Here is a 15,221-nt window from a genome sequence, read left to right as displayed (position 1 = left end):
CGGCCGTCGCGCCGGCCGGCACTCGTGCCGCACCCATTATCAAAACAGCACTGACGGCGACAAGCACCATTTAGGAAAATAGACATGTTGAACGGCCTGTGGCTGGGGTTTTTTGTTGTGGCTGCGGTCAGTGCCTTCGGGCGCTGGCTGATCGGCGGCGATGCCGGCGTCTTTGCCGCGATGGTGGAGAGCCTGTTTTCGATGGCGAAGCTGTCGGTGGAAGTGATGATCCTGCTGTTCGGAACCCTGACGCTATGGCTGGGCTTCCTGCGCATTGCGGAAAAGGCCGGGCTGGTGGAAGCGCTGGCCCGCCTGCTGTCTCCCCTGTTCCGGCGGCTCATGCCGGAAGTGCCGGCCGGCCATCCGGCGCTCGGTTTGATTACCCTGAACTTCACCGCCAATGTGCTGGGTTTGGACAATGCCGCCACGCCAATCGGCCTGAAGGCGATGCGCGCCTTGCAGGAATTGAATCCGCTGCCGCATATTGCGAGCAATGCGCAGATCCTGTTCCTGGTGCTGAACGCCTCATCGCTGACGCTGCTGCCGGTATCGATCTTCATGTACCGCGCGCAGCAGGGCGCTACCGATCCCACCCTTGTATTTCTGCCCATCCTGATTGCCACCAGCGCGTCCAGCGTGGCCGGCCTGCTGGCAGTGGCCCTGGTCCAGCGGCTGAAGCTGTGGGATCCGGTAGTCCTTGCCTGGCTGGCGGGCATAGTCTTGCTGCTGGGCGGGCTGATGGCGATGCTCGCCGGCTTGTCCGCCAGTGCACTGGCTGCGCTCTCCTCGCTGCTCGGCAATCTGGTGCTGTTTGGCCTGATTCTGTTATTTCTGCTGTTCGGCACGCTGCGGCGAGTGCCGGTCTATGAATGCTTTGTCGATGGGGCGAAAGAAGGATTCGAGGTGGCGAAAAATCTGCTGCCCTACCTGGTGGCGATGCTGTGCGCGGTCGGCGTACTGCGCGCATCTGGCACGCTCGATCTTGCCCTCGGCGCACTCCGACACCTTGTCGATGCTGCCGGCTGGGACAGCCGCTTCGTCGATGCCTTGCCGACTGCCCTGGTCAAGCCGTTCTCCGGCAGCGCGGCGCGTGCCCTGCTGATCGAAACCATGAACACCCATGGAGTCGACAGCTTCCCTGCGCTGGTCGCGGCCACGGTGCAGGGCAGTACCGAGACCACGTTTTACGTGCTCGCGGTGTACTTCGGCGCAGTCGGCATCCAGCGCGCGCGGCATGCTGCCGCCTGCGCCCTGCTGGCGGATGCAGCCGGCGTGCTGGCTTCGATCGCGGTGTGCTACTGGTTCTTCGGATAGCTTGTGCGTCCGTGCAGGCATCCCTCCTTCGTGTCATCATCGGGCATGGCTACGACTACGACATCCCTGCCCTTGTTTCCGCTGAATACCGTGCTGTTTCCCGGCGGCTATCTTCCCTTGCAGGTTTTCGAGGTGCGCTACCTCGACATGATCAATAAATGCATCGCTGACGGCACTCAGTTCGGTGTCGTTGCGCTCACGGAAGGAAGCGAAGTACGCCAGCCGGGCGTGACGGAAAGTTTCGCGGATGTGGGCACCATGGCCAAGATCGATGCCTGGCAGGCGCCCATGCCGGGCCTGCTGCAGATCGCCTGCAGCGGCAGCGCCCGCTTCCGGATTGCTTCGAGCATGCAGCTCAGGCATGGCTTATGGATGGCGGAGACGACCGCGATCGAGGACGATGTTGTCATTCCAGTCCCGGCCGAATTGCAAAACACTGTCGATGTGCTCGAGAAACTGCTCGATTCCCTGCAGAAGGAAGGCATGCAGCCGCACGAGATGCCGGTCATTCCCCCATTTCAGCTCGACGACTGCGGCTGGGTCGCAAACCGCTGGGCGGAACTGCTACCCATGCCGCTCGCGCAGAAGCTGCGGCTGCTGGAACTCGACAACCCCATGCTGCGGCTGGAATTGATTCAGGATCTGCTCGCGGAGCGCGGCCTGTAATTCCGCGGCATCACTTGATGTGTGTCTCCGGCGCCGATGAAAACAGGTCCCATGCAGCGATGAACAGGGCAGCAATCGCCGGCCCGATGACGAATCCGTTCAGGCCGAACAAGGCCATGCCGCCCAGCGTTGAAATGAATACCACGTAATCCGGCATCTGCGTGTCCTTGCCGACAAGGATGGGACGCAGCAGGTTATCGACCAGGCCGATCACCAGCACACCGAACAGGATCAGGGTGACGCCTTGCCAGACGGCGCCGGTCAGCAGGAAGTAGATGGCAACCGGCGCCCAGATCAGGGCGGCGCCGACGGCCGGCAATAGCGACAGGAAAGCCATCAGCACGCCCCACAGCAGGGCTCCCTGGATGCCGAGGATCCAGAACATCACGCCGCCGAGCGCACCCTGGGTTGCGGCCACCACGATATTGCCTTTCACGGTAGCGCGCACGACCGTAGTGAACTTGCCGAACAAATGGCGCTTATGCTCTGCGCTGAGCGGGATCGCTTCCCGGATTCTTGCTGCCAGGCCGGCACCATCACGCAGCAGGAAAAACAGCAGGTAGAGCATGATGCCGAAGCTGACCAGGAACTGGAATGTATTTTGTCCGATATTGACAGCCTGCTTCGCGACGACCTGGCTGCCCTGCAAGGCTCCGGCGGAGAGCTTGTCCTGCAGCGAGGCGAAGTCGCTGAAGCCGAAGCGATCGAGCACGCGCACCACAGATGGCGGCAAGGCATCGATTACCTGCTGAAAATAGGCACCGAAATTCAGTTCGCCGGACCGTATCCTCTGGTAGATGACCGCCCCATCCTGCAGCAGGGAGGCCGCGATCACGGTCAAGGGAAAAATCACCAACACCAGGCAAATTACCAGCGTGGTCAGCGCAGCAAGGTTGCGCCTTTGGTTCATACCGGCCAGCAGCCGCCGATAGAAGGGCGTAAACAGCATGGCCAGCACCCCTCCCCAGAACACGGAACCGTAAAACGGCAGCAGGATCCATCCGAATGCGATGGTGACCACGATCAGCAGAAGCAGGAATGTTTTTTGTTGAAGCTCGGGATGATTCATCGGCAATCCAGGTGGCAAGATAAGGTATGAGGTTGGCAAGGCAATGCTACCCGAACTTGCTTCAGGCAGCCGGATAGGCGGAACGGCAAGGCCCCGTCCTGCCTGCCCTTGCCCGTTCAGGCGACAGGCAGGATACGCTCCCCGGATGTCGCGCCGGCGCTGCAGACACGGTTGCGACCTCGGGATTTCGCCTGGTACAGAGCACGGTCCGCGGCTTCGACCAGGCCGAAAGGCAGCATCCCTTCCCTGTCCGGCACGCAAGCCTCGACTCCGGCGCTAATGGTCACGACATTTCCTTCATTCGCGGTATGCGCAATGCCGAGGTCCTGCACTGCGGCGCGGATTCGTTCGGCGACCGCCTGTGCGCCAGCCAGGTCGGTAGCCGGAAGCAGTACCACGAACTCTTCCCCGCCATAGCGTGCCGCAAGGTCACCGGAGCGATTGAGCACTCCTTTGATCGCCTGCCCTATCCTGCGCAGGCATTCATCGCCCGCAGGATGGCCATAGCGATCGTTGTACTGCTTGAAACGGTCGACATCGAACATCACCAGCCCAAGCCGGCTTTGCTGCCGCCTCGCCCGGGCGAATTCATTCTCCAGCGCGACTTCGAAATGCCTCCGGTTGGCAAGCCCGGTAAGGACATCGTGCAATGCCAGCTGCTCCAGCGACCGGTTAAGGCTCTCGAGGGCAGCTTTCGATTCGCGCAGTTCAACCCCCATTTTCTCGCGGATCCTGATCTGGCGAATGAGGCGCAATCCCATCAAGCCAAGCATGCCACTCAGGCAGGCGATGGCGATGAAAATCCGGTAAGTGTCCGTTCGCCACTTGCCGAGAATTTCTTCCCTGGACAGTGCGGTGGCGACGATCAGAGGATAGTTCTCCAGGTGACGGTAGGAATACAGGCGCTCCACGTTGTCCACGCGGCCCTTGAGCATGGCGGTGCCGGCCGGCCCCTTGGTGCGGTATTCCAGGTATACCGGACCGTTTGCAGCACTCATTCCCAGCACGGCCTCGTTGAAGGGGCGGCGCATGACCAGGAAGCCGTCTTCCGTCATCAGGAGGATTGCGCCGGCGCGACCGATGTCGAAGCTGTCATAGAAATCCTTGAAATACGCCAAGCGGATGGTGGCAAGCGCGACGCCGGCAAAGCTGCCATCAGGATGGTTCAGCCGGCGCGATACCGGGAGGATCCAGTCGCCGGTGGAACGGCTGCGCACCGGCGTTCCGATATGCGGTCCGCGGTCGGCATGAGTGCGGTGGTAGACGAAATACTCGCGATCCGCATTGTTGAGGCCCTTCGCGACCGTTTCGCGGGAATTCACCAGCCAGCGCCCGCTCTCGTCGTACACGAACAAGCCGTGCAGTTGCGGCAGTTGCGCAACCTGCAAGCGGAGGAAGCTGTGCAGACGCCCGAGGGAAGCGGCATCCATGCCCTCGACTTCGAGCCTGTCCACCAGGCCGACGAGAATGGTGTCGGCCGTGCGTATCGTATCATCCGCATGCTGCGCAAGCGCGCGCGCCATGTTGGAGGTTATGCTGGCCGTTTCACGCAGCCAGTTGTCGCGGGCACGCCAGCTAGTCCATGCCTCCACCGCGACCAGCGAGACGCAGACGAGGATGACGAACGCGACGGCGCGAGCCAGGATGGGTCGCTTCTTGCCGTCCAGCGTGGTAGGGGATGGGTCAGGTGTGCGGAAAAATGGCATGCGAGATGTTCCGAGAACCTGCGCGATTATAGCCGCAGGCCGCCGGCGCCCAGCGTACGGAAGGCATTTCGGATGAAAAAATCCACAGGGGTGTTGCTGCCTGCCACACGCTTGCAGGGTATCGTTTGGATCAGGGGCTTGAGCAGACAGGAAGGCATCAACCCCATCCGGCAAGCGGGAAAGCGGGTTCCACAGGCCTGAAAGAAAAGAAGGTAGCGTGCGCCATGCGCACCGGGATCGCATGGCGCGCGCTGCGCGCCCTTCTTGCTCATGGCATATTGAAATGCGTTCCAAGCACGCCCCAAAAAATGCCATGAAAAAAGGCGCGGCCGGGCCGCGCCTTTCGCTGCACTGATGCCGTACTTCCCGTCAGGGGATGAAGTTCAATTCTTCCGGCAGCGGCAATTTCACCGGCACTTCGAAGATCGGACCAGGACCGTCGGGGTCGATGATGTTGGTGCCATGCGAGGCGAAGAATTCCGCGATCTGCTGCTGGGCACCGATGGCATACGGCGCTGCCGCCGGTACACTGATGTTGGTCAGGAAGGTGTGCGGATTCTTCGGTACGGCCGGATTGGCGGCATACGCAAGGTCATTGCGGTAGAGTACCGCGCGGTCCGCCAGGTCGCCGGCGCGCAGGATGGCCGTGGTGGTCGGATTCGGCACCGTCTGGTCGCCTTTACCGAACTGGAACAGCACCGGCTTGGCGGCATTGCCCGGCAACGGCTGCTTGCGGATGAAGGCGGCATAGGCAACGGGATTGGCTGATTGCTGTGCCCATTCGGAACGGTCCAGCACCTTGGCGATTTCCATTGCGCCCGGCACGTTGTTGATGACTGGCGGCTGGTTGCGCAACGGGATGTTTTCATTGAACGCGATGCCGCTCGAATCGGCGACGTTGATCAGCGAGGGCACGCGCGATGCCAGGGAAATGCCGGTCAGCGGCCGGAATCCGCCCAGCCTTGCGACTTCGGTGATCGAACCGCCTCCCACGTTCGGCACGCCAGCCTGGATGTTTGGTTCGACGCCGAGCAGCATGGTGCCGTAGATGCCGCCGAAGGACTGGCCCGCGTAGTAGATGCGCTGCGCATCGAGATCGGCGCTGCCATCGCCATCGACATCCATCCCAACTTCCACTTCCCGCACCAGTTGCATCAAGTCGACCACGGTCTGGCGCAGGCCGTCGCGGTTGTTGAGCACGGAACGCGGCGGCATGGCATTCACACCTTCGGTGGAATCGATGGAGCCGTTGCCATCCTGGTCATATCCACGACCACCGGCATTGATCACCACCGGCGCAGTACCGGAGCGCAATACTGTCAGGCTGCCGAGCGGTCCGCCGCCATGGCCGACCACATTGATCGACAGCGTCGCGATGCCGCGCGCCGCAAATACCGAAGCCACCGTCCATGGCGCACCATACATGCTGTCAGTGAAGCCGTGACCGAAGATCGCTACCGGCCAGCCTGTGGCGGGCTTGGGGCCTGCGGGGAGGAACAGCTGGAAGACCAGTTCACTGCTGCCCTGTGGTCGCGGCTGCCCGTTCAGGGTGGCAGTCGCGGGAATGTATTTCTCGGGCGTCTGGTAATCCGGCGAGCTGAATTTGCCGTAAGCGATCTGACCTACTGCACCGGGAATGACATTCAGCGCCGGGGTTGGCAGGAAGGATGACGTGAAGCTCGGCGCACTGCCGGTCTGGCGATTGAACTGGATATTGGTGCCGGCAGCCGGGAACACTGCGCGCACCGTGCCATTGTTGCCGACGATGAAATTCGCCGGCGCCGGTCTGCTCTGCTTGATTTGCCGCATGATCTTGTACAGGTCTGCGGTGATGCTTTGGGTGCTGAACAGGCTCGCAGCCACCGGCCGGTACTTGCTGCCCTGGCGCGTGCGCATCGCGTCGCGCAGCTCGCGCCGGTATTCGCTGGTGTCGCGGTCCTGGCCGACGCCGAACTCCTCGCCGAAGCCATCCGACTTGATCGGTTTGCCGCTCGCATCACGCACGCCGTCAGTAATGATCAGCACATAGCGCGAATGCTGGTTGAGCAAGGCATCCGGCTCGAACACGAGGGTGCGGGTGGCCGGGTCCCACAGGATCTGGTTGATGCCGACCTTCTGTCCTATGCCTTCGAAGGTCTGGGTGTCACCCAGGTTCACCAGGTACACCGTGTCGCTGTTGACGCTGCCGACATCGATGTCGCCGGTGAACGGCACCGTGATGCGCGGCTGCGTGGAAAAGCCGTCCAGGGTATTCAGCACCTCAATGTCGGCGCAGTCGCTCGGGCGCGCGGCGCAGTTGGGCTTGGGCAGGTTGACGCGGCGATAAGTGTTTTGCGACCAGTCCCTCACGGTGAAGCGGTCAGTGGGAAAAGGACTTCCGTCGGGATTGGACAGATCGAACTTCACGCTGACGCCAGCCGCCAGCACGACGAGCGGAGCGCTCATGAAGACAAGGGCTGTCGCCAGGCGGCGGCCATGGAATCCGGGCATGTGGGTCTCCTCGATTGAGTTGTTGTGATGTTGTTCGGGCTGTTGGAAAAAGCTTTCCGCATCGCCTCGCATGCTGCACCTTTGTGCAATCGCAGTTCGCGATTCGCCCGCGCACGGGTGCTCCTGACAGGGAACGATCGTGCAGTAGCGATGCTCCGGTAGCCTAATGCATTTTTCCTCGGGAAAGCTTGTTAGTTGTTAAGAGTTGATCCATCTCAACAAAGTTTCCGTGTCGCAATTTGTTGGAGTATCTGGAGAACAGAATATTGATTCGAAGTAATTTTTGTTCCCGGTCATACTCTCGCCTTGTTTTTTCACAATTGGCATGCTGACCGGCACAGGAATAATACGCATTGCAAGAAAAACGCCCTCTCGTTTCCTCTCATGGAAGCAAGGCTGCAAGGGCGAACCGGTCGGAATGCCTTAGCTCAGACAGGAGGGGCAAATTGAAAAACGCCGCCAGCACCGATTACCGCATCGCGCCCGCCGAGGGCTGGATCGACAGGATTCTGCACGCCCAGCGCCGCCGGCTGTTCGATGCCTTCACCGCCTTCCGGCGCGGCGGTGCGAACGATACGGTGCTCAATGTCGGCATGCTGCCTGCACCATTCTCCGACAACGGTGATTACCTGATGGCCTGGTCGGATGCGCAGGAAAGAGCGCGCATCCTCTCCTATGAAATCGAACGCCCCGGCTTTGGCAAGCATCGCGCGCATTCGGCTGCCGCGACTGGGAAGCCGCGCAGCGAGGACTTGCGCTTGCCGTTTGCCGATGCTTCCTTCGACTGGGTGTTTTGCGATGAAATCATCGAGCACATGGGGAGCGCGGAACAGCAATATCTCCTGCTGGAAGAACTGACGCGGGTGGCGCGTAAGGGCGTGTTCGTCACCACCTCCAACCGGCGTCACCCGCTTGAGTTCCATACCGGCCTGCCCTTCCTCCACTGGCTGCCTGCCATGTGGTGGCGGCGCTTCCTGAAACTGATGGGCAAAGGCGCATGGGCTGCGGCCCCGGGGCTGCGGCTGCTCGATTCCCGCGCGTTGTATGAGTTCGCGTCCAGGCTGCCCGGCAAGCCGCAACATGATGTCGGCCACAAGCGGGTATTCGGCATCAAGGCTCATTTCTTCCTGATGATAGAAAAGAAGCCTGCGGCAAGCTGAGCGCGTTGCGGGACGAACGACTTCGCTCATCACATGGCTGGCCTGTGCATGTCGCAATCCCTTTTGATTTGATACGCACAGGCAGATCCTGTAAAGTTCCGCATCGCGACTGCAGGATGAAGCAGCCCTTGCCTGCATGCGGCCACTCCGGGTAGCTGCCGGTCGCGACCATCCCCGCCTTAGCCATGGTGCCCACATGATAGGTTCCGACAGCGAGATGAAGGACACGTCTTCCGGCGAATACAGGACCGGGGAGGACCGCTATTTCATCACGGCGCTGTCGCGCGGGCTCGATGTGCTGGCCTGCTTCCGCTCGGGAGATGTCTCGCTCAGCAATCAGCAAATTTCGGAACGCTGCGGCTTGCCCAAGTCGACCGTCACCCGCATTGTCTATACGCTCCTCAAGCGCGGCTACCTGATTCAGCTCGAGCCCGGCGGCCGTTATGCCCTGGGAACCGCCACGCTGGCTTTGGGCAGCTCCATGCTGGCACGCATGGATATCCGCCAGATGGCGCGGCCCCTGATGCAGGACCTGGCCGATTTTGCCGGCGCGACGCTGGCGTTGGGCGTACGCGAAAAGCTGTCCGTCATCTACACGGAAGTTGCACGCAGCACTGCCACCCTGGCCCTGACCTTGCAGATCGGTTCGCGCATTTCGCTTGCGACCTCGGCGATCGGCCGTGCCTATCTTGCCAGCGCGACCGAACACGAGCGCGCAGCCATCCTGAAGCTGGCAACCGAACTGGATGATTCGGCTGCCGACGCGATCCGCACCGGAATCGCGCGCGGACAGCAGGACTACCAGGAATATGGCTGCAGCACGTCCTTCGGCGAATGGCAGAAGGATGTCAACGGGATCGCCATTGCCTTCCGGTCGAGCGGCACCATCCCCCTGATGGTGATGAACTGCGGCGGCCCGTCTTCGAGCCTGCCCAAGGATTTCCTGCTGGGCGAAGTCAGGCCACGCCTGCTTGCGCTTGCCAAAAAACTCGAGTCATCGGCTCTGGGTTAATCACACCCCGCTTGCAAGATCCGCCGCACGGTTTCTTTTGCATTGTTGTGCTTCCGCTGGATTCGCATGCCGATGACGAGGCGGCGCTCAATGCCCTTCCTGCAGCCGGTCGATACTGACAGTGGCAGGAACAGAGCGCTCCCGTCCACCGGATCAACGCCTTTACGGGCGATAGCCGGCATGTGTTCGGATAGAGCGCATGTCCCGCGGACGTACAGGAATTCCGATGCGCCGACCTTTGCGATCCCATCTTGTTCCGCACGGCGAAACATTTCATCTGGATGAACACGCGGTCCCGGAAGCAGTCATTTGACCCGATTCCACTTCGTCCCGTCGCCTTGCTGCATCGATTGATCGGCCTCATGCCATTCATTGCTGCGCGCTTTACAGGGTGTAGTGTGACTGCTACCATTCCCTGCACTTTTTCAGAACCTAGTTTCACTCTGCAAAACTGCGGCGGCGCATCGATGCGCCGCCTTCAAGCCATTCCGCTCTAAGCACTCTTTGCCACCCAGGTCCGAGAACCATTCATGGAAAGCGCACTGTACGAAGTCACCGGCAACATCGCCGTCATCACTCTCAACAATCCTCCGATCAATGGCCTTGGGCTCGATTTGCGCAAGGCCGTCATTGCCTCGATCGACCGTGCCGGCCAGGACCCGGCGGTGCACGCGATCGTCCTCGCCGGTTCCGATCGGGCCTTTTCCGGCGGCGCCGACGTGAAGGAGTTCGGCACGCCGAAATCCAGCACGGAACCCAACCTGCTGTCGGTGATCCGCACCGTCGAATCCTCGGACAAGCCGGTGGTCGCCGCCATTGCGGGGGCGTGCATGGGCGGCGGGCTGGAACTTGCGCTCGGCTGCCATTTCCGCGTCGCGAAAGCGGATGCGCAGATCGCGCTTCCGGAAGTGAAGCTCGGCCTGCTGCCGGGCGCCGGCGGCACCCAACGCCTGCCGCGCCTGGTGGGACTGGGAACCGCATTGAACATGATCGTCTCCGGCAGCATCGTGCCGGCGGCGCAATTGAAGGCAAGCTCGCTGTTCGACGAAATCGTGGACAGCGACGTGCGCTCTGCCGCAATCAGATTCGCGCAACGCGTCGTCGCCGAAAACCGTCCGCTCAGGCGGGTGCGCGATCTGCAGATCAAGGACGCGGGCGGCGAAGCCTTCCTGCAGTCCGCCCGCGACAAGGTGGCTGCTTCCAGCAAGCATTTTCCGGCGCCGCTCAAATGCGTGGATGCGGTGGCTGCCGCCTACACGAAGCCTTTTGACGAAGGCATGAAGATCGAGCGCGAAGCCTTCCTGGCGCTGATGACCACGCCCGAATCGCGCGCCCTGCGCCATGCCTTCACGGCCGAACGCGCCGCAGCGAAAATTCCCGACGTGCCCGCCGATACACCGACCCGCCACATCGGCCGCGTGGCCGTGATCGGCGCCGGCACCATGGGTGGCGGAATCGCGATGAATTTCCTGAATGCCGGCATTCCGGTGACGCTGCTGGAAATGAAGCAGGAAGCACTCGATCGCGGCCTCGCGACCATCCGCAGGAATTACGAAAACTCGATGAAGAGGGGCAAGCTCAGCGCCGACCAGCTGGAAGCGCGCATGGCCCTGCTCCAACCTACCCTGTCCTATGACGACATCAAGGATGCCGACCTGGTGATAGAGGCAGTGTTCGAGGATATCGGCGTCAAGGAACAGGTGTTCGGCAAAATCGATGAAGTGATGAAGCCGGGCGCGATCCTCGCTTCCAACACTTCGACGCTGGACATGAACCGGATCGCCGGCTTCACCAAACGTCCGCAGGATGTGATCGGCCTGCATTTCTTCAGTCCGGCGAACGTGATGCGCCTGCTGGAAGTCGTGCGCGCCGAGAAGACGGCGAAAGACGTGCTGGCTACTGTGATGCAGCTGGCGAAAAAGATCAAGAAGGTCGCCGTGGTCTCCGGCGTGTGCGACGGTTTCATCGGCAACCGCATGCTCAAGTTTTACCGCAACCAGGCCAATGCATTGCTCGAGGAAGGCGCGTCGCCGCAGCAAATCGACCGCGCGCTGGAAAACTGGGGCATGGCGATGGGGCCGTTCCGCATGGGTGACCTGGCCGGCCTGGACATCGGCTGGGCCATCCGCAAGCGGCTCTATGCGGAAAACCCGGGCATGAAGCGTTCGGTCATCGCCGACCGCCTGTGCGGACTCGGCCGCTTCGGCCAGAAGACCGGCAAGGGCTGGTATCGCTATGAAGCAGGCAGGCGCGATGCGCTGCCGGACCCGGAAGTCGACGCCATCATCGCCGCCGCCCGCAAGGAAGCCGGCATCACGCCGCGCGAAGTGAGCGATGAGGAAATCATCGAACGCTGCATCTATGCGCTGGTCAATGAAGGTGCGCGCATCCTGGAAGAAGGCATCGCCGCGCGCGCCTCCGATATCGACATGGTGTACCTGCATGGCTATGGTTTCCCGGCGCATCGCGGCGGGCCGATGCTGGTTGCCGACCTGGCCGGCTTGCCGAATGTGGTGGCGAAGATGCGCGGCTTCGCCGCGCAGCCCAGCGCCGATGCGGCATTCTGGGAACCGGCGCGATTGCTGGTGCGCCTGGCCGAAGCAGGCAAAACCTTCAACTGATATTCCAATCCTCGGAGGAGACCGATCATGAGCGTCAGGGATTTGTTCAAGCTGGATGGCCGGGTTGCGCTGGTCACCGGCGGTTCGCGCGGGCTCGGCCTGCAGATGGCGGAAGCGCTGGGCGAGATGGGTTGCAAGCTTGCGATCACCGCGCGCAAGGCGGATGAATTGAAGGAAGCGCAGGCCCACCTGGAAAAAATGGGCTTCGAGGTGCTGACGGTCGTCAACGACCTCTCCAAGCCGGAGCAGATTCCGGGCATGGTCGAGCAGGTGCTGCAGCGCTTCGGCACCATCGACATTCTCGTCAACAATGCGGGCGCCACCTGGAGCGCGCCGGCGGAAGAATATCCGGACGAGGCATGGCGCAAGGTATTGGGACTGAATGTGGATTCCCTGTTTTTCCTGTCGCGCGAAGTCGCGCGCCGCTGCATGATTCCGAACAAGTCGGGCAAGATCATCAACATCGCCTCTGTTGCCGGCCTGCGCGGCAGCGCAGTCAACGTCACCACTGTCGCCTACCATACCTCGAAGGCGGCAGCGGTGAACCTTACCCGTGCGCTGGCGTCCGAATGGGGCAAGTACAACATCAATGTCAATGCGATCTGCCCTGGCTTTTTCCCGTCCAGGATGTCGGCCGGCCTGCTGGAAAAGGTCGGCGAAGCGGTCATTGCGCGGGCCCCCTTGCATCGCATCGGCGGTGACGAAGACCTGAAGGGTACGGTGGTGTTCCTAGCTTCGGAAGCGTCGCGCCACATCACCGGGCAAGCGATTGCAGTGGACGGCGGCGTCAGCGCCGTCTGAACGTCAGCCAACGCAAATCAACGTACGCAAGTCAGGGCCCTTTTCGCAACCCGATTACCGCATCATGACCCAGGATCCTCAAGAAAGATTTGCCGGCACGCGGCCGGTCGCTCCCCAGCATGCCTTCGATATCGACCGCCTGGCCGCCTTCACGCGTCAGCACGTGGATGACTTCCGCGGTGCGCTGCAGGTCGAGCAATTCAAGGGCGGCCAGTCGAACCCGACCTTCCTTCTGACCGCCGGCGGCAAGCAATATGTCATGCGGCGCAAGCCGCCCGGCACCCTGCTGCCTTCCGCGCACGCGGTGGACCGCGAATACCGAGTCATCACCGCGCTTGCGCACACCGATGTGCCGGTCGCCAGGACTCATGTGCTGTGTGAAGACGATTCGGTGATCGGCAGCGCGTTCTACATCATGGATTACGTCCAGGGCCGCATCCTCTGGAATTCCGCCCTGCCCGGCTTCAATCCGGGGGAGCGCGCCGCCCTGTTCAGGGAAATGAACCGCGTGATCGCCGCCCTGCACAGCGTCGATTACCAGGCAGTCGGCCTTGGCGACTACGGCAAGCCCGGCAATTACATCGAACGCCAGGTGGCGCGCTGGACCAAGCAGTACCGGGCGTCCGAAACGGAACGGATCGAGGCGGTCGAGAACCTGATCGACTGGCTGCCGAAAAACATTCCCGCAGGCGACGAGACCCGCATCGTGCATGGCGACTACCGCATCGACAATGTGATCTTCCATCCGACCGAGCCGCGTATCCTTGCGGTGCTCGACTGGGAGTTATCGACGCTCGGCCATCCGCTCGCCGATTTCGCCTATCACTGCATGACCTGGCGCATGCTGCCGGGTGCCTCGCGCGGCATGGCGGGCTTGCCCCTGAACGAGCTCGGCATCCCGACGGAGGAGGAATACCTGGCCATGTATTGCGAGCACACCGGCCGCAGCGACATCTCGAAAAGCGACTGGGAGTACTACATGGTCTTCAACATGTTCCGCCTGGTCGGCATCCTGCAAGGCATCACCAAGCGCGCGTTGCTCGGCAATGCCGCCAGCGCCGATGCGGTCGAAACCGGCAAGCGCACCCGCCCTCTCGCCGAGATGGCGTGGCAGCTGGTCGAACGCATTGAATCCCACACTTGAACGAAAGGCTAGCCATGGCATTCGAATACTCCGACAAGGTCCAGGACCTGCAGAAACGCCTCAACGCATTCATGGATGAATACATCTATCCCGCCGAGGCTGTGTTCAAGGCGGAAATGGATGAAGCCCGCAAGAACGGCAATCCCTGGGTGCCGACCCGGATCGTCGAGCAGCTCAAGGAAAAGGCGCGCGCCGCCGACCTGTGGAACCTGTTCCTACCGGAATCGCAGTTCGGCGCCGGCCTCACCAATCTGGAATACGCGCCGCTGTGCGAGATCATGGGACGTTCGCCGATCGCCCCGGAAGTGTTCAACTGTTCCGCGCCGGATACCGGCAACATGGAAACCCTGGTCCGCTACGGTACGCCGGAACAGCAGCAGCAATGGCTGATGCCGCTGCTTGACGGCACCATCCGCTCCGGATTTGCCATGACGGAGCCGGATGTGGCGTCTTCGGATGCGACCAACATCCAGGCGCGCATCGAGCGCGACGGCAACGATTACCTCATCAACGGGCAGAAATGGTGGACTTCCGGCGCCAATGATCCGCGCTGCAAGATCCTTATCTTCATGGGCAAGACCGATCCCGACAATCCTAACCGCCATCGCCAGCAATCCATGATCCTGGTGCCGATGGATACGCCGGGCATCACCGTGCTGCGCCACCTGCCGGTATTCGGCTATGACGATGCGCCGCACGGCCACGCGGAAGTGCGCTTCGAGAATGTGCGCGTGCCGGCTTCCAATATCCTCCTTGGCGAAGGGCGCGGATTCGAGATCGCGCAGGGGCGCCTTGGCCCGGGCCGCATCCACCATTGCATGCGCCTGATCGGCAAGGCCGAGCGCGCGCTGGAAAAGATGTGCCGCCGCGCGCTCCAGCGGGTGGCTTTCGGCAAGCCGGTCGCCGACCAGGGCGTGACCCGTGAACGCATCGCCAATGCGCGCATCATGATCGACCAGGCGCGCCTGCTGGTGCTGAATGCGGCCCACATGATGGATACCGTCGGCAACAAGGCGGCCGCCAAGGAAATCGCGATGATCAAGGTGGTGGCACCGAACATGGCGTGCCAGGTGATCGACTGGGCGATCCAGGCGCATGGCGCGGCCGGCGTCAGCGAAGACTTCGGCCTGGCGCAGGCCTATGCCAGCTCCCGCACCCTGCGTCTGGCCGATGGGCCGGATGAAGTGCACCGTAACGCCATCGCCAAACTCGAACTCTCCCGCTACATCGAACGCTAA

11 protein-coding genes are annotated in these 15,221 nt (G+C 61.9%); 8 read left to right on the top strand and 3 right to left on the bottom strand.

Annotation, left to right across the window (positions count from 1 at the left end; genetic code table 11):
- The first annotated feature begins 84 nt into the window (after positions 1-84).
- Both HGHM_RS17330 and HGHM_RS17325 read left to right on the top strand, forming a co-directional pair.
- Positions 85-1,314 (top strand): nucleoside recognition domain-containing protein, encoded by a 1,230-nt coding sequence (locus tag HGHM_RS17330; RefSeq protein ID WP_019142827.1) that lies wholly within the window; start codon positions 85-87, stop codon positions 1,312-1,314.
- A gap of 45 nt (positions 1,315-1,359) precedes the next feature.
- The gene (locus HGHM_RS17325) at positions 1,360-1,980 is read left to right on the top strand and encodes an LON peptidase substrate-binding domain-containing protein (RefSeq protein ID WP_019142826.1); all 621 of its coding nucleotides are present in this window, start codon (positions 1,360-1,362) and stop codon (positions 1,978-1,980) included.
- A gap of 10 nt (positions 1,981-1,990) precedes the next feature.
- On the opposite strand, the gene HGHM_RS17320 is transcribed toward HGHM_RS17325, so the two are convergent.
- The 3 genes from HGHM_RS17320 to HGHM_RS17305 form a co-directional block, all read right to left on the bottom strand.
- Entirely contained in the window at positions 1,991-3,049 is a 1,059-nt protein-coding gene (locus HGHM_RS17320) for an AI-2E family transporter (RefSeq protein ID WP_019142825.1), read from the bottom strand.
- Between the two features lie 116 nt (positions 3,050-3,165).
- Positions 3,166-4,755 carry a GGDEF domain-containing protein gene (locus HGHM_RS17315; RefSeq protein ID WP_019142824.1) on the bottom strand — a complete coding sequence of 530 codons (1,590 nt, stop codon included), beginning with the start codon at positions 4,753-4,755 and terminating at the stop codon, positions 3,166-3,168.
- A gap of 369 nt (positions 4,756-5,124) precedes the next feature.
- Entirely contained in the window at positions 5,125-7,245 is a 2,121-nt protein-coding gene (locus HGHM_RS17305) for an Ig-like domain-containing protein (RefSeq protein ID WP_019142822.1), read from the bottom strand.
- 446 nt (positions 7,246-7,691) lie between these two features.
- Here HGHM_RS17305 and HGHM_RS22405 point away from each other — a divergent pair, with 446 nt between their 5' ends.
- The 6 genes from HGHM_RS22405 to HGHM_RS17270 all read left to right on the top strand — a co-directional run bounded on the left by HGHM_RS22405 (position 7,692) and on the right by HGHM_RS17270 (position 15,221).
- Entirely contained in the window at positions 7,692-8,405 is a 714-nt protein-coding gene (locus HGHM_RS22405; RefSeq protein ID WP_019142821.1) for a class I SAM-dependent methyltransferase, read from the top strand.
- 196 nt (positions 8,406-8,601) lie between these two features.
- Entirely contained in the window at positions 8,602-9,417 is an 816-nt protein-coding gene (locus HGHM_RS17295; protein WP_019142820.1) for an IclR family transcriptional regulator, read from the top strand.
- A 530-nt stretch (positions 9,418-9,947) separates the two neighbouring features.
- Entirely contained in the window at positions 9,948-12,038 is a 2,091-nt protein-coding gene (locus HGHM_RS17285; protein ID WP_019142818.1) for a 3-hydroxyacyl-CoA dehydrogenase NAD-binding domain-containing protein, read from the top strand.
- Between the two features lie 27 nt (positions 12,039-12,065).
- Complete coding sequence (locus HGHM_RS17280; RefSeq protein WP_019142817.1) at positions 12,066-12,839, top strand: SDR family oxidoreductase; 774 nt, start codon at positions 12,066-12,068, stop codon at positions 12,837-12,839.
- 64 nt (positions 12,840-12,903) lie between these two features.
- A complete protein-coding gene (locus HGHM_RS17275) occupies positions 12,904-13,983 on the top strand; it encodes a phosphotransferase (RefSeq protein ID WP_019142816.1) in 1,080 nt (359 codons plus the stop codon).
- Positions 13,984-13,997: 14 nt separating this feature from the next.
- On the top strand, positions 13,998-15,221 hold the full coding sequence (locus HGHM_RS17270) for an acyl-CoA dehydrogenase family protein (protein ID WP_019142815.1): 1,224 nt from the start codon (positions 13,998-14,000) through the stop codon (positions 15,219-15,221).

This window comes from Noviherbaspirillum massiliense JC206, from assembly GCF_000312045.1.
In the GTDB taxonomy this organism is placed as follows: domain Bacteria; phylum Pseudomonadota; class Gammaproteobacteria; order Burkholderiales; family Burkholderiaceae_D; genus Noviherbaspirillum; species Noviherbaspirillum massiliense.
This window is presented reverse-complemented; position numbering and strand designations above follow the sequence as displayed.